This window comes from Bacillus sp. FSL M7-0791 (assembly GCF_038627085.1).
GTDB lineage: Bacteria > Bacillota > Bacilli > Bacillales > Bacillaceae > Bacillus > Bacillus safensis.
This window is the reverse complement of record NZ_CP152022.1, coordinates 2,834,405-2,853,981: the sequence shown is the minus strand read 5'-3', so window position 1 is coordinate 2,853,981 and position 19,577 is coordinate 2,834,405. Positions and strand designations below refer to the sequence as shown.

The following is a 19,577-nucleotide window of genomic DNA, read 5'->3' as shown; positions in this document are numbered from 1 at the left end:
ATATGAATTAGAAAACCTGTTCAACTTCTACAACGCCAGGCACTTCTTCTAATAATGCGCGCTCAATACCGGCTTTCAATGTAATGGTTGAACTTGGGCAGCTGCCGCATGCACCAAGAAGACGTAATTTTACAATGCCATCTTCAATGTCTACAAGCTCACAGTCTCCACCATCACGTAATAGAAATGGACGAAGTTTGTCCAGTACTTCCTGTACTTGGTCTTTCATTTCGACTTCAGTCATTAGATATAATCGCTCCTTTCACAACATATCACCATTATATTCATCTGGACGATAAAAATCTATTGATTGGTTTCAAAGTTTCCTTCTCATTATAGCACAATCTCATCTTGAAACAAAAAGTGATTTTGACTTTTTTCATCCATAAAATTCAGCTAAAATGAAGAAAGAATAGGGGGCTTGTCAAATGAACAAAACCGTCGATCTTTATGTATATGGAAGAGATGTCTTGTGCGCTAGCTGCGTGAATCTGCCTTCTTCAAAAGATACGTTTGAATGGTTAGATGCAGCATTAAAACGAAAATATCCGAATCAGCCATTTCGCATCACATATATTGATATTGAGCACCCGCCAGAAAATGAACAACAAAAGGAATTGTCTGAACGAATTCTTGATGATGAATTCTTTTATCCGCTTGTTTTAGTAGAGGATCAAATCGTTGGAGAGGGCAATCCAAAATTAAAAGACATTTATCAAGAAATGGAGAAATACGGGTACAAGGAGAGCAGTGAATAAGCTGTTCTTTTTTTGAGAAATATAAACGAACAAACGTTCTTTTTTAGGTTGAAAAAGAACGTTTGTTCGTTTATAATGAAATGAAAGGAGTGTGAGCATCATGAATTATTTACTAAAACAATCTCTTCATCAGCAAATACCGATTGAGATGATTTATATGAAGAAAAACGGGGAGTGCACGAAGAGAAAAATCATTGTACACCGTCAAACGGATCAGCTTATCCAAGCGTATTGTTTATCGAAGAAAACGATGAGAACCTTTCGTAAAGACTGCATTCTTGCTCTTGCTCCGATCAAATGGACCAACTCATCGGCACATGCCGTTTCATAGAAAAAAGCTCCCTCGTCACGAAGGAGCTTTGAGAAAAAATTCACATGATTTTAGCCATTGTGATGCTTGTACATCCAAAGGAGTCCAGATTTCAGGAGTCTTGGCACCCGGCCAACAAGTGGACGATCAGCCACTAAGCCAAAGCCGGCTTTTTTCCCTAAAGAACCTAAAACACCTTTTAGCTTAAACTGTGGATAAGCCTCAGGAAGCGGCTCATTTTTCCAGCGTTTTTGCAGAGATTGGACAATTTGTTCTGCCTGCGCCTCAGCAAGCTGTGCACTTGGGGCATGAGGCAGACTTGCGCAGTCACCTACAACATATACATGCTCATCCCCAGGGAGATTGTGATGAGGAGTTAATACGACGCGGCCTTGTGCGTCTTTTTCAACATCCATCTCTCGTACCACTTTGCTTGGCTGTATTCCTGCTGTCCAGACGATGACATCAGCTTCAATCGCGTTATCATGGTTATAAACAAGACCTTCTTCAACCTTTGTAATATTGGCACAGTTAATGATCTTTACGTCATTTTCTTCAAACCACTTTTGCACATACAAACTTAATCTTTTTGGGAAGCTTGATAGAATCAGCTCTCCGCGGTCAAAAAGAATAATGTTTAAATCAGCACGGCTTTCTCTTAATTCACTGGCCAGCTCTACCCCGCTAAGTCCAGCACCGACGATGCAAACCGTTGCACCTGCGCTCAAATTGTTTAATTTGTTATACGCATGTCTTGACTGATCAATGGTTTGAATGCTGTATGTATGTTCTTTCGCACCAGGGACATTATGATACTTGTCCTCGCAACCGAGTCCAATCACCGTATCATCATACGGAATCGGTTCACGGTCGCTGAATAAGATCTGTTTGTTTTCAATATCAATTTTTTCTACTTCCCCGTATTGAATATCCAGCTTCGGATGCTCTGGAAAAGATACTCGAATGTGATGATCAGAGATCGTTCCAGCAGCAAGTGCATAATATTCTGTTTTTAAACAGTGGTAAGGATTTCGATCAATTAATGTGATAGTGACATCATCAGGTAATTGATTTGGCAATAAGCGGTGGAGAACCCGCATATTCCCGTAACCTCCGCCGATCAAGACTAAATTTTTCATGACGATTCTCCTTTTCCCCGTAGACATTGAAAAACACTTATACTAAAAAACTTTAAGTTAAAATACCAAATAAAATTATATCGAATTTACTGTGAAACCACAATAATTGTTTCAAAATAACCTACATATTCATCAGTTAGTCCTAAATAGTAAAACATTTTATGAGGATTAGGCGTAACGATATAGGCGAAGCTCATATTTTGACTAATACAAGGAATTTCGGTAGGATGGTAAGGCAATGTGAGGTGAAGCACAGTGTTTCCACTGATCGAATTTTGTGTAAGTAATCTTGCACAAGGGTCTCAAGAAGCAAAAGAGAAGCTTGAAAAAGACCCAAACCTAGACGTAATGGAATACGGCTGTTTAAGCTATTGCGGCAAATGTATGGACTCCCCATTTGCGCTTGTGAATGGAGAATTTGTTTCAGGAGAAAATGCAGAGCAGCTAGTCGAGCGTATTTATGCATTTATAGAGGAAAACGACATGTTTTAAATGCACCACATGGGTCATGAGGTGCATTTTTTTCACATTTCCATCTTCCATTTTTAAGGAGAATCAATAGAAAGCGCATCCAATATGTTATGCTAATAAAATATCATCAATATGAAGCATCACACGAGAGAAAAAGAGGCATATGCATAATAAAAGCCCTTTGCCATGGCAGCAAAGAGCTTCTATGTATGAAAAACGGGGGATGATAAGATTGTCTCCTGAATCGACTCCTTTTATACTATAAAGAAACAACATTTTTGGAGGAAGCTCATGACATCATTTCAATTCACGAAAATGCACGGATTAGGAAATAATTATATTTACGTCAATCAGATGAAGGAGCAGCTTCCAGAAGAGGAGCTATCAGAGATAGCGATCCGCGTTTCTTCTGTTTATACAGGAATCGGTTCTGACGGGATGATCCTGATTTGCCCATCAGATGTTGCACCTGTGAAGATGCGCATTTTCAACAATGATGGATCAGAGGGCAAGAACTGCGGTAATGGGCTGCGCTGCGTTGCAAAGTATGTGTATGAGCATCAAATTGTGACGGACTCAACGTTCCAGATTGAGACATTGTCAGGACTCGTTGAAGCGACCGTTCACGCTCAGGATGGTCACGTTCAGCTAGTCACAGTAGATATGGGAAAACCACGTTTTGAAAAAGAAGCAATGCCGATGCTTGGTGAACCGGCTAGCACAACGATTAATGAGCCGCTTGATTTTGGCACTGCGAAATTAAATGGAACGGCCGTTTCGATGGGAAACCCGCACATCGTTTTTTATTTAGAGGACATAGAAAAAGCGCCGCTTCATACACTTGGTCCTATCATCGAAAAGCACGACATGTTCCCTGAAGGCGTCAATGTAGAATTTGTTGAAGTTGTCAGTGAAACAGAACTGCATTTTCGCGTGTGGGAAAGAGGTTCAGGGATTACCCAGGCTTGCGGAACTGGGGCCTGTGCTGCGGCTGTATCCACAATTGTGAATGGTCAGGCAAAAAAAGAAACAGACATGACAGTTCATTTAGCAGGCGGAGACCTCATCATTCGTTGGAAAGACAATGACCATGTGCTCATGACAGGACCTGCTGAAACGATTTGTGACGGCACATTTTATCTCTAAACCATTTATTTGAGAAAAGGCATCATCACGTTTATAATTGAAAAGAAACATCCAGTCAAAAGGAGGGATGATCATGAGTACACCAGTAACCATTACAGAAGCTGCTGCACTGCAGATTAAAGATATGATGAAAGAGCATGAAGAAGAAAATGCGTTCCTTCGAGTGGGCGTAAAAGGCGGCGGCTGCAGCGGTCTTTCGTACGGCATGGGCTTTGACCATGAAGTCTCAGAGAAAGACACGCAGTTCGAACAGCACGGCATCAATGTCCTTGTCGATTCTGAAAGCCTTGATATCATGAACGGAACCATCATTGATTTCAAACAATCACTCATGGGCGGCGGTTTCACGATTGACAATCCAAACGCCATCGCGTCATGCGGGTGCGGTTCTTCTTTCAGAACAGCGACGAATACCGGTACGCCAGAAGAGTGTTAAGGGTTAAAACGATTCATTCTGTAAAACCATTTGTATAATGAAGACCTCCTCAAATTAATCATTTTCTTGAGGAGGTTTTTTGTGTTGTTTTTAAAGATTTAAAAAAAGGACATGACTTCAATCACTCAGCACGTCCTCTTTATAAAGATATTTAATTAGAAAAAAGCTCGCAGTTTCTTAGTATTTCCTCTGTTCCAAGTAAGGTCGCTTCTTCAATCCCTACTTTATTAATTCTCATGAAAGATTGTACAGCTTGATAACCTACTGCATAACCAGCAAAGGGTGATAATCCTACAGGATGAAAGCCTTGTTCTTGGGCAATGATATCACCAAACATATAACTGCTGACGTCACCAAACCCCTTCATATGTAAAGCCTCTTTCATCACTTCTTTAGAATAGTCTAATTCCTCTTTATTAAAAGAAGTGACCCAAGACCCAAGGCCCTAAAACATGTTCACCATAAAGTTCTTTTGCAAATGATTCAGCTAAACCCTCTATAATTAAATAATCTCCAACCGTGACGTTTCCGTAATCCCATTCAAAATGTGAAAAACGGATATTATGATGGAATTCATGTGCAATGAGAGCAGGAATTCTTGGGATATTATATGAATTTGGATATAGTGATACTTGAATAAATCCAGGAATTCCTCCAAAGCCACAATATCCTTTTTGCAGTTCAAGCTTTTTCGGATCAGCTATATATAGACCAAATCTCAACTCATCAGCATTTATTTGAAGGTTGTGCTTTTTGATGAAATCCATACAATGGTTTAAGGTCATATCTGCTGTTTGAAGAGCCTGAATTTCTTGTAGTTTTTTTAATGCCTGTTGTCCAGTTTGTGTATCTGTTACATCAAGATAGCCAAGCATCTTGGTTGCCATTATTACATCATAGCCATTTTGCTGTTTAGCTTTTAGCGGAACGTTTATCATCTTCCACATCTTTTCAAAAGGTTTCATCATGGTGTGTCGGAAAAAATGTTCTTTGTTGTGTTTCGTTGAGAATAACGTTTCGTATTAATCGATTGTATTCTCAATCATCATTTTCAAAGCTGTCCCCTCTTTTATGAAGAGTAGTAAAGACTTTCATCGCTTCGCTCATAAATGATGCCAAACCCTCACCATAACGATCTATATTCTTTGTGAAACGTTCATCTTGAATATAGAGTTGGCCTAAACCGTAAAAAGCATCAAGAGAGTAATAACTGAAGTTTTCGTTTAAAAAGTCGTACCATTGTTTGATGACGATTTGCACCTCTTTGGATTTAGGGGATTGGCTGCGAAGAGAGGCTAGTTTATTCAATATGCTATCCCAGCTATCAGATAATTCAATTTGTTCATCTTTAGACAAATGATTTAGTTTTGAGCTGACTTCATCAACAGCTTGATTTCCCCAACGGTGACGAGCTTCTTCTTCATATTGGCTAAAATTCATATTCATATTCTCAAACCTTTCTTTATAGGTGTATTGAGTTTCTCCCGTTAAATGCTGTAGCGTTTTATCAATATTTCCGATCATTTTATCGAGATTATTTCGTTTCTCTATTAACATTTTTCTTTGTAGCATAAATGCTTCTTTCTTGTTAAATGAAGGATTGTGCATCATTTTGTGAATTTCCTTCAATGGAAATCCAAGTTCCCTGAAAAATAATATTTGCTGCAATGTTTCAAGGTTTTCTTCTGAATAAAGTCGATAACGATTTTCTGTGACTTCACTTGGGGTCAATAAACCAATCTTGTCGTAATGATGAAGTGTACGAATGCTAATACCAAATAATTCAGCTACTTCTTTTACTTTCATTTCAATTCACCTCTCTTGATATCCACTATAAAATATGACGTTGCGTTAGGGTCAATCATCTTTTTAAAAATTTATATCATTGTTGATCTTGTTTGAAGCAGCGAATTCAAGGAGCTATGTTTTTTTTTCGCAAATCGCTCAATTTTGTTACAGCTCGCCCGAACAACTGGCTATTTCCACTCGAAAAGAGTATCATGAGAACCAAACATAAACTGTAGTGAGAAAAGAGGTTGCTGAGGTTTGAGTGAACAAATCAATTGCAGGAACTGTCATGAACTGATTCCGTATCGTTCCAAAACGTGTCCGTCTTGCGGGATTGAGAAGCCGCTTCCGAAAAAGGAACGTGTGAAGGATCGGGTGATTTTGGTTGTGGCAGGGATTGTTGTGGTGCTGCTTGCTGCAATGGTACTTGGGATGGCAAATGCCTATATTGGGATTTTTAAATAAACGAAAAAGGAGTTCCGCGAGTGGGAACTCCTTTTTTGATCCGATCTTATTTGTTTTCAAATAAGCTTGTGGAATGGAGAGGCTGTACACGGGCTTTCGGGTCCATGTAAGCTTTCGCATTGTTGACAGCAGTTGGTGCTTCACCAAATCCGCTTGCAATCAATTTGACTTTTCCTTCATACGTACAGATGTCTCCTGCCGCATAGAAGCCTTCAATGTTTGTTTCCATTGTAGATTTCACCACGATGGAGTTCTTTTCGATTTCAAGGCCCCATTGTTTGATTGGTCCAAGGGAGGAAACAAAACCGAAGTTGACGATCACGTCGTCCACATCAAGCACTTGTTTTTTGTCGCCTTTGACTTCTTCGAGCACGATTTGTTCAATGCGGTCTTCACCAATGAGCTCAGTTGGTACAAATGGTGTCAGTACATTGACTTTCGAGTTGTGCAGGTTTTCTACACTGTGCTCATGCGCGCGGAATTTATCGCGGCGGTGAATAATGGATACTTCTTTTGCGATTGGTTCAAGCATAAGTGCCCAGTCCACCGCAGAGTCTCCGCCGCCAAGAACGGCCACACGTCTGCCGGCAAATTGGTTCAAGTCATTAATGAAGTAATGCAGGTTGCTTCCTTCAAATGATTCTGCTGAATCAAGTTCAAGCTTTCTCGGTTGGAATGCACCGTTACCAGCTGTGATGATAATTGTTTTAGAATAATGAATCTCTTGATTTGTCACAAGTTTAAAGATCCCATCTGCCTGCTTTTCAACCGTTTCAACTGCCTGCTCTAAGCAAATGGTTTGATCAAATTTATCCATTTGTTCCTTTAAGTTATCAACTAATTCTTGTGCGCGGATTTTTGGAAATCCAGCCACATCATAAATATATTTTTCAGGGTAAAGAGCGGATAGTTGACCGCCGAGCTGAGGAAGGCTTTCAATGATTTTCACACTTGCCTGTCTCATGCCTCCGTAAAACGCAGTAAACAATCCAACTGGGCCGCCCCCGATAACGGTAATGTCATATACCTTAGAATCTTCTTGCATTCCTTTAATCCTCCCAAATGAAAATTGTTATCACTATATCATATCATACCACATATCGTCGTTTGACTTGTTTTGAAAAACTTGTCGTTTTTTGATGCTGAAGCTTTGAAAAGGAGGAAAAAGTGAGAAAGACCGTTTATCATAAGGATTTTCAGTTTAAAGCCTTGAAAATTGGAGCAGAACTCGCTATTATTGTTAAGGGAACTAAATATTAATTTTTTATGAATTTTTGTCGGATACGGTCAAATGCTTTCGTTTTATGTAGGTGAAAGTTCAGATTTTCACATACTTATTTTTTTGTTTAAATTTCATAAAATGCCGCAAAGCGGTTGAGAATAACGATATGTAATTCTTTATCCGTTTTACAGCAAATTTAAAAAAGGTGGATGTGATTCCAGTGAATAAACCGAAAATCGTTGTATTAGGTGCAGGTTATGGCGGATTAATGACTGTAACAAGATTAACAAAACAGCTTGGCACAAATGATGCGGACATTACTCTTGTGAACAAGCATAATTATCATTACGAAACAACATGGCTTCATGAAGCAAGTGCAGGTACACTTCATCATGACCGCTGTCGTTATCAAATCAAAGATGTGATTAACAGTTCCCGTGTCAACTTTGTACAAGCAACAGTTGAAAGCATTGATAAGGAAGCAAAGAAAGTTGTGACATCAGATGGCGAACTTTCTTATGACTACCTTGTTGTTGCACTTGGTGCTGTTCCTGAAACATTTGGTATTGCAGGACTGAAAGAATACGCATTCTCAATCTCTAACATTAACTCTGCTCGTCAGCTTCGTGAGCACATTGAGCTTCAATTTGCAACGTATAATACGGATGCTGAAAAACGTCCAGAGCGTTTGACAATCGTTGTCGGCGGCGCAGGATTCACAGGTATTGAGTTCCTTGGTGAGCTTGGAAACCGTGTGCCTGAGCTTTGCAAAGAGTATGACATTGATCAAAAAGACGTGCGTATCATCTGTGTAGAAGCTGCGCCAACAGCTCTTCCTGGATTCGATCCAGAATTGATCGACTATGCGATGAACTACCTTCAAGGTAAAGGTGTTGAGTTCAAAATCGGTACAGCGATCAAAGAATGTACGCCTGAGGGTATCATTGTTGGAAAAGACGATGATACAGAAGAAATCAAAGCTGCAACTGTTGTTTGGGCTGCAGGTGTACGCGGTAACCCAATCGTTGAAGAAGCTGGTTTTGAAAACATGCGCGGCCGCGTAAAAGTTTCTCCAGATCTTCGTGTACCAGAAAATGATGATGTCTTCATCATTGGTGACTGTTCATTGATTATCAATGAAGAAATCAACCGTCCATACCCACCAACTGCACAAATCGCTATGCAGCAAGGTGAGACAGTAGCGAAAAACCTTGCAGCACTAGTAAAAGGCGGTTCTCTTGAAAGCTTTAAGCCAGACATCAAAGGAACAGTTGCTTCTCTTGGTGAACACGACGCTGTAGGTGTTGCGTTTGGTAAAAAACTTCAAGGAACAAAAGCTTCTGCAATGAAGAAAATCATCGACAACCGTTCTTTATTCATGGTTGGCGGACCAGGACTTGTTCTGAAAAAAGGAAAATTCAAGTTCTTCTAAACCATCATAGACAAAAACGTGTATCCTCGTGATACACGTTTTTTTATAAGTTGTGGTATATTTTCTCACTTGGTCATCGGCAGTAAAATATGTTATGATAAATTATCAGAAAATTTAGATTAAGGAGTGAGCAATATGAATGCACAAACAAAGGAAAAAACATCAACCTGTCAATATTGTTCAGGAAAAGGGTATTTTCAGTTATTGCTCGGCGGATCTGAAACGTGTGAGGAATGTAAAGGGACAGGAAAGAAGCGTTAATCGATCTGCTTTTTCCATTGATTGACTTCATCTCTATTTCCAAGTTAAACTAATGATGGGATATTTGGGGGTGGAGATGAAGTGATCAGTTTACCAGTCGTTATCATTTCAGTTATTTTATTTTTCGTGTTATTCTTCGGCATTGGTTTTTTGCTCAATATGCTGCTGAGAATGTCATGGATTATGGCTATTTTATATCCAATTGTATGCCTTTTCATTATCAACAATCAAAAGATGATCGCTTATGTAAGAGAGCCTGGCACCGCTTTTTCAGGAATAGGAGACCGGATTGTCTCACTCGCTGCGGCAGATATCATCATCTTATTAAGCGGCCTGATCGGTGCAATCACATCAGGTTTTGTCATTAATGTACTACGAAAAAGAGGGTATCAAATGTTTTAACTCACTTGTGGACACGCAAGTGGGTTTTTTTGTTTCTCCTTTGCATAGTTTCCATTTTGTTTGGAAACAAATAGATGGGTAGAGGAGTGACAAATAGAGATGAAAACATGGATGAAACGATTGTTCATGACCGCCTTATTCATGCTTGCACTTTTGACAAGCTTTACGGGCATATCTGGAGTTGAACCAAGTGATTTAGCTGTATGGGTGAAAAAAACCGATGCGGGCAAGCAAGTATCCTCTTTTTTTCAGCAGCAAAAAAGGGAAACGATCGCACTCAAAAGTGAAGATTCGCGGGCTGTTTCTCTCGAAGAGGCCTTTAATTGGAACGATTACCCGAAACAGAAAGTTGTTGCAACCGGCTATACAGCAGGTGTGGAATCAACAGGCAAAACGAAGGAACATCATGCATATGGCATTACATATTCAGGCGTCAAAGTGAAACGTGATTTATACTCAACAGTGGCAGCCGACCCATCTGTTTTTCCGATTGGAACGGTGCTGTTTATCCCAAACTATGGCTACGGTGTGGTTGCAGATACCGGGAAAGCCATTAAAGGTCATAAGCTTGATTTATACTATGAAACCGTTGATGATGTGTATAGAGAATGGGGTAAAAAAGTGCTCGATGTGTATATCATCAAAAAGGGTGAAGGGACGTTAACGGAAAAAGACTTAAATCAGCTTAATGAAGCAGAATCGATGCAAGTATTCCGTCAGCAGTTTCAAGCCAATAAAGAATAAAAAAGCTTTGGGCCGTTTAAGGTCCAAAGCTTTTTCGCTTCTACATGAAGTAATAATCTAAGATGAGTGTCAGCAAGATCCCTGTTAAACCGCCGAAGAAGACTTCAATCGGCTTATGACCAAGAAGCTCTTTTAATTTCTTTTGCTTTTCTTTTTCTTCCGCATTTGGGAAATTCTTTGCTTCGGAAACAAATCGGTTAAAATCTGTTACGAGCTTGTTGAGAACAGTCGCCTGTTCTCCTGCCTGTCTGCGAACGCCTGTCGCATCAAACATCGTAATAATGGCAAAGATGGCGGAAATGGCAAAGATAGATGTATCTAGCCCGTGCTCTAAAGCCACTGCTGTTGAGAGTGCTGTTACTGCTGCGGAGTGTGAACTTGGCATTCCGCCTGTGCTTGTAATGAGCGACCAATCTAGTCGTCTAGAAATGATAAATTGAATCGGTACTTTTACAAATTGAGCAAAAAAGATGGCTGCAAGGCTGGCAAGCAGCGGAAAATTCGTCAGTACGCTCATGAACAAGAAACATCCTCTCTTTAAGAAAAAATATCGTGCGAAATGGTGGACTAAAAATCCTAGTATGATGAAAAAATGATAGCAGTAAAAAAGCTGCCAAGTCCATGTTCATTATAACATTAAAGAAAGTAGATGTGGAATGAGGAGAACACGGACAGGCTGCTCAGGTTTCGCCGCTTTTTCATGATGCCCTTCCGCGTATGAAAATATAAATGTTCATCAAGTAAAGACAGTCTGGCAATGATCGTATAGGCACGCAAATTTTGATATAATAGAAGTTCCAATGTGAAAAATGGAGTTCATTAAGGAGCGTGTGATAAATATGTTTTTCTCGACAAATGAATTGCAGCATAAAGATACACTGGCGATCGGACTTTTTCAAAAGAGCCAATTATCAGGAAAAGCAAAAGAAATGGATGAATTACTTGAAGGAAGAATCACTGAATTATTAAAAGAAGGCGACATTTCTTCCAAACGAAATCAGCTTACGAAGTTTTTCCCATCCCCTGAAACAGGCATCAAACGCATTTATTTTGTCGGGCTTGGGAAGGAATCAGATTACACGTTTGAAGAGGCAAAAGAAGTGTTTGCCCATTTATTCAAAAAGCTTCATCAAGATAAAAAGCAAGCGGTTTCTGTCTTGCTGGATACGTTTATTGGAAAGGATCTGCCTGCTCAAGATGCGGCCCATGCCCTTTCTGAAAGCTGCCTTTTAGCTACATATGAATTACAAGATTTTAAACATAAAACAAATGAACCGGATCGTTTTATCGAGTTTGTTTATGCAACGACAGAGCATGATCAAGATGAAATTCAGGCGAGTTTGAAAGTCGGCGAAGTGTACGGACAGTCAGTCAATTCGGCTCGTACCCTTGTGAATATGCCGCCGAACATGCTCACATCCTCTGATCTGGCTTCGTATGCGGCAGAGCTTGCATATAAATATGAATTTGAGATTGAAATCTTAGATAAAGAACAAATGGAAGAGCTCGGAATGGGCGGTATTTTAGCCGTCAATAGAGGCTCAACAGAACCGCCAAAACTCATCGTATTGAAATATCAAGGCAAGGAAGAATGGACAGACGTCATCGGTCTTGTCGGTAAAGGCATCACGTATGATACCGGCGGCTATTCTTTAAAGCCAAGAGCGAGTATGGTTGGCATGAAAACAGATATGGGCGGCTCAGCCTCTGTTCTAGGCGCAATGGAAATCATCGGAGAACTTTGTCCAGAGCAAAATGTCATTGCGGTCATTGCCTCAACCGATAATATGATTTCAGCAGACGCTATGAAGCCGGATGATGTCATCGTGTCACTGAGCGGTAAAACAATCGAAGTGCTTAATACGGATGCAGAAGGCCGTCTTGTTTTAGCAGATGGGGTGACATATGCGAAGCAGCACGGTGCCTCTGTCCTTGTAGATGTGGCCACATTAACAGGGGGTGTCATTGTGGCGCTTGGAAATGAGACAACAGGCGCGATGACCAATAACGATGAGCTGTACGCTCAGTTTAAAGAAGCATCAGAAGAATGCGGTGAAATGATCTGGCAGCTGCCCATCACGGAAAAAGATAAGAAACGAGTACGAAACAGCAAAATGGCGGATCTCAATAACTCACCAGGCCGTGATGGTCATGCGATTATGGCAGGTGCTTTCATTGGAGAATTCGCAGAAGATACGCCTTGGGTTCATTTAGATATTGCAGGAACTGCAACAACAGAAAAACCTTCATGCTTTGGACCAACAGGGGCAACAGGAGTAATGGTGAGATCACTCGCAACATTTGTGGAACGATTTGAAGGAACAAAATAAAGGAGAAGGCTCTGCCAAGTGGCAGAGCTTTTTTATGTAGGACATACGCCATTTGACGAAGTTTTTTTTCTATGGTAACATACGTTGGTACTTTAATTATCTACTACATTAGTAAACTAAAGGATTTCGGAGGTTTCACCATGAATGCAGTTGTTTTAGCGGTTGTTTTAATGTTGATATTAAGCTTGCTGCGGGTCAATGTCGTGATTGCGCTGGCAATTGGCGCTTTAGCTGGCGGACTTGCAGGTGGATTAGGCTTGGGAGGAACAGTGGACGCCTTTACGGACGGACTCGGGGGAAATGCAACAGTGGCGATTAGTTATGCGTTATTAGGGGCATTTGCTGCGGCACTGACGAAAACAGGTCTGCCAGATGCTATGGTTGAAGGAGCAGTGAAGCTTCTAGGAAAAGAAGGCGATTCAAGACGGAAAACACTATCAAAAGTGCTCATCGTTCTTGTCATTTTGATCGTGTCCTGTTTTTCACAGAACGTCGTTCCTGTTCACATTGCCTTTATCCCAGTCCTCATTCCGCCGTTATTAAAGGTGTTTAACGAGCTTCAGATTGACCGCAGACTGCTAGCGTGTGTCATTACCTTCGGACTCACTGCACCATATATATTACTTCCAGTCGGTTTTGGACAGATTTTCCACGGAATGCTTCGTGACAATATGAAGGAAGCGGGTCTAACAGTAAACCTTGCAGATATTCCGTATGCGATGCTGATTCCTGTAGCAGGCATGGTTCTTGGCTTGATCGTTTCCATTTTTGTATATCGAAAGCCGAAGGTATATGAGAATCGTGAAATTACAGACGTAGAGAAATCGGCTTATACGAAAAAAAGCTTATTCTTTGCCGGTCTTGCTATTCTCGTTTCGTTGATTGTCCAGCTTTATCTATCACAAAGCCTTGGTGTGGAAGGAATGATCTTCGGTGCACTCGCAGGACTGCTTGTCTTGTTTGTGACTGGAATGATGAAACGGGATGAAGCAGATGAACTGATTACATCTGGAATGAATATGATGGCATTTATCGGTTTTGTCATGCTTGTTGCGGCTGGGTTTGCCAACGTTTTAACAAAAACAGGAGACATTGAATCTCTTGTCAAAGCATCTTCCCAATTTATCGGAAACAGCCAGAGTCTTGCGGCGATTTTAATGCTGCTCGTTGGTCTGCTTGTGACAATGGGAATCGGATCATCATTTGCAACGATTCCGATTATTACAACCATCTTTGTTCCACTTTGCTTACACTTAGGTTTTAGTCCAATGGCTACCATTGCCATTATTGGCTCTGCTGCGGCTGTTGGAGATGCAGGTTCACCTGCAAGTGACAGTACGCTTGGACCAACATCTGGATTGAATATGGATGGACAGCATCACCACATTTGGGGAACTTGTGTCCCGACTTTTATCTATTATAATATTCCGCTTGTTCTGTTCGGCTGGCTGGCGGCGATTATTCTGTAAGATGAAAAGCTTGTAGAGAAAACGATGATGTTTTTTCTATAAGCTTTTTTTGTTGTTCATAGATGAAAAATAATTAGGACAAAAGTATGAATTAAATGAATCTTTCTTTCTCTATCTTACGTATATATGCTGATAAAAATGAAAAGGGGAAGATGGGACATGTCATTTTTTAAAAAGCTAGCGGCAAGTGCAGGAATTGGTGCGGCAAAAGTAGATACCATTTTAGAGAAAAACGCTTATTATCCAGGACAAGAAGTAACGGGAACTGTCCATGTAAAGGGCGGAAAAATTGCTCAGGACATCCGTTATATCAATGTCAAGATTCAAACACAGTATGTGATTGTGAAAGATGATGAAGAGCATAGAAAATATGTGAATATCTTTACTTTACGGGTGACGGATTCTTTTACCATCCAGCCAGGAGAAAAGCATGAATTTCCGTTTTCTTTTATTCTTCCTATCGATACCCCGATGACGATCGGAAAAGTTGAAATTGCAGTGGAGACAGACCTTGATATCCAAGGCGGAATCGATAAATCTGACTATGACCGCATTTTCGTTGAAGCTCACCCTTGGGTGAAAAATGTGCTGGAGGCCACTAGCAATCTTGGCTTCCACCTAAATGAAGCAGACTGTGAGCAAGCACCTTACTTTCAGCGGCGCCTGCCATTCGTCCAAGAATTCGAGTTCATTCCGACATCAGACTACTATCGCTATATGCTTGATGAGTTAGAGCTGATTTTTCTGATAGATGAAGGCGGATTAGACATTGTTTTCGAAGTTGACCGTAGAGCAAGAGGCCTGAGAGGCTGGCTTGAGGAGATGTATAATGATGGGGAACAGCTTGTGCGCTACCGCTTCAGTCCATCAGATCTTGAAAATGTAGAAGTGCTTGAAGGAATGCTGGAAGAAATCATAGATCAATACGCTGAGTAATGATGAAAAAGAGCCTGAATGAAGACAGGCTCTTTTTTCTATGATACAGCTTCTTGTTTTCGAAAGGATGTGGCTTTGGATACAGAGCGATAAATTTTAGGTGCCAGCATCGCAAGTAATATAGTCAATGCGTAGTCTTTTACCATAAACCAGATCATAAAGAACCATGTGGTTTGATAGGAAATCGGTGCATTGAGCCATACATTTAATGCGAGGTATGTATAGGTCGTTCCGATCACATACATCACGGTCGTACCAGCAATGGCTGCAAGCAAAAAGCGGCCAAAGCCAGGGTTTTTTCTTTTTTCTAGAATGAATCCGGCAAGCCAGGCAGCAGGGATGTATGATAATACAAAGCCGCCGCTTTTGCCTAAAATGACCCCAAAGCCCGCAGAGAACTGGGCGAATACAGGTGCACCAGCAATTCCAACCAAGGCATAGACAATCATAGCTAATGCGCCAAGCCGTCTGCCGAGTAAGAGACCAGCAAGCACACAAAAAAACGGCTGCATCGTAAGTGGAATTCCGCCGACCTGTAAAAATGGCACAATGGATGTGATATTGGCTCCGATAGCCATGAGTGCAGCAAACATTCCCACTAGCACAAAGTCAGCAGTTCTTGTCTTCTTTTGCATGATGTTTCCCCCTGTCTTATCTGTACAAATAGATTAAGGGGAAGAAGGATTTTTGTCAACTTATTTTAATTTTAGGTTAACAATAAAACCCGCCCATCAATAGGGCGGGTAGCTGATTAAGCTTCGGTCATAAAAGAGGCATCGATGGCTTTGCTGACAGGTACGTAATCATAGCCGAGATCACGAGCGACCGCTTCGTACGTGATATGTCCGTTCATCACATTGACACCTTCTGCGATGGCATTGTTTTCTCTAATAGCTTTTGCAGCGCCTTTATTCGCAATTTGCAGCGCATATGGAACAGTGACATTCGTTAGAGCAACAGTTGATGTCCGCGGAACCGCGCCTGGCATATTAGCGACAGCATAATGTAAAATGCCGTGTTTTTCATAAGTAGGCTGATCATGGGTTGTGATGTGATCAATGGTTTCGACAATGCCGCCTTGATCAATCGCTACATCCACAATGACAGAACCAGGCTTCATTTGTTTCACCATTTCTTCTGTCACAAGCGTCGGTGCTTTGGCACCAGGAATCAGCACCGCACAAATGAGAAGGTCTGCCTCACTGACTGAATCTGCAATGTTGACAGGATTGGACATTAACGTTTTCATTTGATGGCCAAATTGGTCGTCCAGCTGACGCAGGCGTTCTGCGTTTACATCAATCAGGGTGACATCTGCGCCAAGTCCGATCGCCATTTTCGCTGCGTTTGTTCCAACCACACCGCCCCCAATAATGGTGACCTTTCCTCTTGATACCCCTGGTACACCTGCAAGTAAAATACCCTTTCCGCCTTTTGGCTTTTCTAAAAATTGAGCCCCAATTTGAGCGGCCATTCTGCCTGCTACTTCAGACATTGGTGTGAGAAGAGGGAGTGTTTTTCCGTCCGTTACTGTTTCGTAAGCAATGGCTGTAACGCCTTTTTGTTTTAATGCTTCAGCCAAGGAGGGCTCTGCGGCTAGATGCAGGTACGTAAATAAGATGAGTCCTTCTCTGAAATAAGGATATTCCTCAGGTAATGGTTCTTTTACTTTCATGATCATATCAGAAGATGCCCATACATCTTTCGCCTGATCAAGAATCTCTGCACCAACAGATACATAATCGTCATCAGTGAATCCGCTTCCAAAACCAGCGTTTGTTTCAATTAAAATCTGATGTCCAGCTGAAAGCAATTGAGAAGCTGCTCCTGGTGTTAAAGCCACTCGGTTTTCATTGTTCTTAATTTCTTTCGGAATGCCGATGATCATGTTTATTCCTCCTATGCTTATCTATTGATATTGTATGTCTAGTGTATCCGGAAAGTTTAGAAAATTCTTCGGTTGAAATAAAAAATAAAAAAACGCCTCTTTGTGAAATTTCACAAATGGACGTTTTTTAGCTTCATATCAAGGTAGATGGTCATTTTCTCATTCATGTTTTTTAAATCAATTTCTGCGATGTCTGTAATCCGTTTTAATCGATAATTTAAGGTATTGATGTGGATGTTTAATTGCTTTGCGGCAATATTGGCATTGCTGTCACAGTCAATAAACCGCTCAAGGGTTTCGACAAGGTTGGAATGATGCCTCAGGTCGTAATCCTCCAGCTTTGATAAAGAGTAACTGGAGTAAGAAGAGCCCTTTCGCTTCTCAGCAAGCACATCAAGATATTGATAAATGCCTAGTTCAGAAAAGCTGTTTAAACGTTCTGTTTCAACTGGAAAGCGTTCTTTCGTCTTTAATACAGCCAGTGCTTCTTTATAGGAAGGCTGAATTTGAGAGATGTTATCGTAAATTCCTCCAATTGCTGCCTGAACATGCTGAATATGATAGCGGTCCGCAAGCTGCTGCAGCATGCCGCTTGTGAATTGCTTAATATCTTGAAGCGGATGTTCTGTTTTTGGTGAGACAAGAATAATGAATTCGTGAAAATCAACAGTCGTTAACAGTACCTGTACTTGCTGTGTTGTTTCAAGCAGATAGGACAGCTTTTTTTCTGTTTCCTCTGTGAGTTCGTCACGAAGACGGAAGATGATGATGGCATATGTGTCTGGACATCTGATGCCAAGCCTTAAAAATAGGTCAAGCATCTCATCCTTTTCATGAATATGACCTGTGAGCATCTTCCAGAAAAGCTCCTGATTACGTTCTTCTGTTTTCGTTTTTCGAATTTGTAAATTGAGTAATTTGTTTTTCACGGCATGCGCTGCCATTTTGAGAAGGTCCATTTCTTCTTCTGAAAAAGGCTGTGCGGATTCAATCGCCCAAATAAATCCGAGCACTTCTTTGTCCTTCCAGATCGAAATGGCGACCCTGCTAGATAAACCCACCTCTGCAATTTGAGGGACACGAAGCGGTTCGTCTGTTTTAAGGAGTGTAGGAATGATGCCGTCCTTCCAAAGCCGATTAATGACTTTTTCCGGTACCCGGCGGGAGATAATGGTTGAAGTTCTGGCGGGATCAGTAAAATCATTGTGTGTGCTATATGCCAATAATCGATGATGAGTATCTTCTATAGTAATAGGGCAATTGAGCACATCACTAATTTGGTCTGCCACATCCTCTAAACGATCAAGGCTATACTTAAACGGATCTGTCTTTTTTGTCATAAAAAACCCCTGCTTTTTCGAATATTTCACGTACTTACATTATGAAGAGAATGAGGTACGTAAATCAACAAAAAACTGCCATAAACTTAAAAAAACAAAAAGTGTGAGAAGCTAGCAAATGGATGTTGAAGCACGCTGAAAAAGAAATAGTACAATAATAACGTAGTAAAAAATCAATAGGCGGAAAGATCCACCGAAGCAGGTGGATACTTATTATGAATATATGACCAAAAAACTGTTAAATACTAGATAAAAAGCGAAAAAACAGTAATTCTATAGACTCATTTTGTAAAATAAAAACAGATTTGTTTGACTGTGTATCATTTCTGTTTTTATAATAATAACGTCAAAAAATAAGTGGATTAGCCCATTATATGGCGGCTATGCACGGGAGGTAATGAGGAATATGTCAGGAATTATTCGCGTAACCCCAGAAGAACTAAGAGCGACCGCTAAGCAATATGGTGTTGAAAGTCAAGAAGTGTTAAACCAAGTTGATCGTCTAAATAGAATGATCTCTGATTTAAAAGGAATGTGGGAAGGTGCTTCTAGTGAAGCATTTGCTGATCAATACGAACAGCTTAAGCCTTCATTTATCAAAATGTCTGATCTATTAACAGATGTCAGCAATCAGCTTGATCAAACGGCAAATACACTTGAAAGCACTGACCAAGACATCGCAAGCCAAATCCGCGGCTAATCAAAGGGATTTCCTTTCTAAGTGTGAAAAGCAGAAACAGCGCCGAGTCTGTCAATGGATGCCGGCGCTCTTTCTATTTTGTGAGGTGGAAATTTGTGTATATCGATATTACCATCGACTTAAAAAATTATGATGGCAGTGTGTTTGATTTGAGACTATCAAATTATTTACATATTAAACAAGTCATCCATATCGCCTGGCAGGCAAAACAAATCTCACTTCCAAAGCGAGAAGGCGGATGGGTGCGGGTAGTCAATAAGAAAGCTGTGTTTTCAGGCGAATATAAGCTGTCAGACTGTGGAATTACTACAGGAGACAGGCTGGAAATACTATGAAAGGA

General features: G+C 40.7%; 22 protein-coding genes and 2 pseudogenes. 15 read left to right on the top strand and 9 right to left on the bottom strand.

Annotation, left to right across the window (positions count from 1 at the left end; genetic code table 11):
- Window positions 1–7: 7 nt before the first annotated feature.
- Window positions 8–307 (bottom strand): annotated as a pseudogene (locus MHI08_RS14770) (NifU family protein).
- Window positions 308–428: 121 nt separating this feature from the next.
- On the opposite strand from MHI08_RS14770, the gene MHI08_RS14765 reads away from it, so the two are divergent.
- Entirely contained in the window at window positions 429–758 is a 330-nt protein-coding gene (locus MHI08_RS14765) for a YuzD family protein (RefSeq protein ID WP_034282615.1), read from the top strand.
- Window positions 759–858: 100 nt separating this feature from the next.
- Window positions 859–1,089, top strand: coding sequence for a hypothetical protein (locus tag MHI08_RS14760; protein WP_065215216.1), 231 nt, complete (start codon window positions 859–861; stop codon window positions 1,087–1,089).
- 50 nt (window positions 1,090–1,139) lie between these two features.
- Here the strand turns inward: MHI08_RS14760 and MHI08_RS14755 are convergent, their stop codons facing one another.
- Window positions 1,140–2,207 (bottom strand): NAD(P)/FAD-dependent oxidoreductase, encoded by a 1,068-nt coding sequence (locus MHI08_RS14755; protein ID WP_265192431.1) that lies wholly within the window; start codon window positions 2,205–2,207, stop codon window positions 1,140–1,142.
- 255 nt (window positions 2,208–2,462) lie between these two features.
- Between MHI08_RS14755 and MHI08_RS14750 the strand changes: the two genes are divergently transcribed.
- From MHI08_RS14750 to MHI08_RS14740, 3 genes are all read left to right on the top strand, one after another.
- Window positions 2,463–2,699, top strand: coding sequence for a YuzB family protein (locus tag MHI08_RS14750; protein WP_008346813.1), 237 nt, complete (start codon window positions 2,463–2,465; stop codon window positions 2,697–2,699).
- Window positions 2,700–2,969: 270 nt separating this feature from the next.
- The gene (gene dapF, locus MHI08_RS14745) at window positions 2,970–3,824 is read left to right on the top strand and encodes a diaminopimelate epimerase (RefSeq protein ID WP_342499719.1); all 855 of its coding nucleotides are present in this window, start codon (window positions 2,970–2,972) and stop codon (window positions 3,822–3,824) included.
- 73 nt (window positions 3,825–3,897) lie between these two features.
- Complete coding sequence (locus tag MHI08_RS14740; RefSeq protein ID WP_024423354.1) at window positions 3,898–4,260, top strand: iron-sulfur cluster assembly accessory protein; 363 nt, start codon at window positions 3,898–3,900, stop codon at window positions 4,258–4,260.
- 151 nt (window positions 4,261–4,411) lie between these two features.
- Here MHI08_RS14740 and MHI08_RS14735 read toward each other — a convergent pair.
- Window positions 4,412–5,315 (bottom strand): annotated as a pseudogene (locus tag MHI08_RS14735) (DUF2268 domain-containing protein).
- On the bottom strand, window positions 5,299–6,066 hold the full coding sequence (locus MHI08_RS14730) for a MerR family transcriptional regulator (RefSeq protein ID WP_342499718.1): 768 nt from the start codon (window positions 6,064–6,066) through the stop codon (window positions 5,299–5,301). The pseudogene MHI08_RS14735 and the gene MHI08_RS14730 overlap by 17 nt, the downstream one beginning before the upstream one ends.
- Before the next feature lie 240 nt (window positions 6,067–6,306).
- Between MHI08_RS14730 and MHI08_RS14725 the strand changes: the two genes are divergently transcribed.
- Window positions 6,307–6,513 carry a hypothetical protein gene (locus MHI08_RS14725; protein WP_024425965.1) on the top strand — a complete coding sequence of 69 codons (207 nt, stop codon included), beginning with the start codon at window positions 6,307–6,309 and terminating at the stop codon, window positions 6,511–6,513.
- Window positions 6,514–6,559: 46 nt separating this feature from the next.
- On the opposite strand, the gene yumC is transcribed toward MHI08_RS14725, so the two are convergent.
- Window positions 6,560–7,558: a ferredoxin--NADP reductase 2 gene (gene yumC, locus MHI08_RS14720; protein WP_024423351.1), complete on the bottom strand. Its 999-nt coding sequence runs from the start codon at window positions 7,556–7,558 to the stop codon at window positions 6,560–6,562.
- Between the two features lie 391 nt (window positions 7,559–7,949).
- Between yumC and MHI08_RS14715 the strand changes: the two genes are divergently transcribed.
- The 4 genes from MHI08_RS14715 (at window position 7,950) to MHI08_RS14700 (ending at window position 10,574) form a co-directional block, all read left to right on the top strand.
- Entirely contained in the window at window positions 7,950–9,167 is a 1,218-nt protein-coding gene (locus MHI08_RS14715; RefSeq protein WP_024423350.1) for an NAD(P)/FAD-dependent oxidoreductase, read from the top strand.
- Window positions 9,168–9,302: 135 nt separating this feature from the next.
- Window positions 9,303–9,428 carry a YuiA family protein gene (locus MHI08_RS14710; protein WP_157840088.1) on the top strand — a complete coding sequence of 42 codons (126 nt, stop codon included), beginning with the start codon at window positions 9,303–9,305 and terminating at the stop codon, window positions 9,426–9,428.
- A gap of 81 nt (window positions 9,429–9,509) precedes the next feature.
- Window positions 9,510–9,830 (top strand): YuiB family protein, encoded by a 321-nt coding sequence (locus tag MHI08_RS14705; RefSeq protein ID WP_342499717.1) that lies wholly within the window; start codon window positions 9,510–9,512, stop codon window positions 9,828–9,830.
- Between the two features lie 99 nt (window positions 9,831–9,929).
- Complete coding sequence (locus MHI08_RS14700) at window positions 9,930–10,574, top strand: 3D domain-containing protein (protein ID WP_024423348.1); 645 nt, start codon at window positions 9,930–9,932, stop codon at window positions 10,572–10,574.
- A 40-nt stretch (window positions 10,575–10,614) separates the two neighbouring features.
- Here MHI08_RS14700 and MHI08_RS14695 read toward each other — a convergent pair whose 3' ends face one another.
- Entirely contained in the window at window positions 10,615–11,091 is a 477-nt protein-coding gene (locus MHI08_RS14695) for a divergent PAP2 family protein (protein WP_024423347.1), read from the bottom strand.
- A 322-nt stretch (window positions 11,092–11,413) separates the two neighbouring features.
- Here MHI08_RS14695 and MHI08_RS14690 point away from each other — a divergent pair, with 322 nt between their 5' ends.
- The 3 genes from MHI08_RS14690 (at window position 11,414) to MHI08_RS14680 (ending at window position 15,309) form a co-directional block, all read left to right on the top strand.
- Entirely contained in the window at window positions 11,414–12,904 is a 1,491-nt protein-coding gene (locus MHI08_RS14690; protein ID WP_342499716.1) for a leucyl aminopeptidase, read from the top strand.
- Window positions 12,905–13,044: 140 nt separating this feature from the next.
- On the top strand, window positions 13,045–14,373 hold the full coding sequence (locus MHI08_RS14685) for a Na+/H+ antiporter family protein (RefSeq protein WP_024425962.1): 1,329 nt from the start codon (window positions 13,045–13,047) through the stop codon (window positions 14,371–14,373).
- Window positions 14,374–14,532: 159 nt separating this feature from the next.
- A complete protein-coding gene (locus MHI08_RS14680) occupies window positions 14,533–15,309 on the top strand; it encodes a sporulation protein (protein ID WP_197202665.1) in 777 nt (258 codons plus the stop codon).
- A gap of 38 nt (window positions 15,310–15,347) precedes the next feature.
- On the opposite strand, the gene MHI08_RS14675 is transcribed toward MHI08_RS14680, so the two are convergent.
- The 3 genes from MHI08_RS14675 to MHI08_RS14665 all read right to left on the bottom strand — a co-directional run bounded on the left by MHI08_RS14675 (window position 15,348) and on the right by MHI08_RS14665 (window position 18,537).
- Window positions 15,348–15,944, bottom strand: coding sequence for a biotin transporter BioY (locus MHI08_RS14675; protein ID WP_034282595.1), 597 nt, complete (start codon window positions 15,942–15,944; stop codon window positions 15,348–15,350).
- A 116-nt stretch (window positions 15,945–16,060) separates the two neighbouring features.
- Window positions 16,061–17,197, bottom strand: a complete 1,137-nt coding sequence (gene ald / locus MHI08_RS14670) for an alanine dehydrogenase (RefSeq protein WP_025094176.1) — start codon at window positions 17,195–17,197, stop codon at window positions 16,061–16,063.
- A 110-nt stretch (window positions 17,198–17,307) separates the two neighbouring features.
- Window positions 17,308–18,537, bottom strand: coding sequence for a PucR family transcriptional regulator (locus MHI08_RS14665; RefSeq protein ID WP_024423341.1), 1,230 nt, complete (start codon window positions 18,535–18,537; stop codon window positions 17,308–17,310).
- 406 nt (window positions 18,538–18,943) lie between these two features.
- On the opposite strand from MHI08_RS14665, the gene MHI08_RS14660 reads away from it, so the two are divergent.
- Window positions 18,944–19,237 (top strand): WXG100 family type VII secretion target, encoded by a 294-nt coding sequence (locus MHI08_RS14660; RefSeq protein WP_003213769.1) that lies wholly within the window; start codon window positions 18,944–18,946, stop codon window positions 19,235–19,237.
- 95 nt (window positions 19,238–19,332) lie between these two features.
- On the top strand, window positions 19,333–19,572 hold the full coding sequence (locus MHI08_RS14655; protein WP_003213579.1) for an EsaB/YukD family protein: 240 nt from the start codon (window positions 19,333–19,335) through the stop codon (window positions 19,570–19,572).
- Window positions 19,573–19,577: the final 5 nt, after the last annotated feature.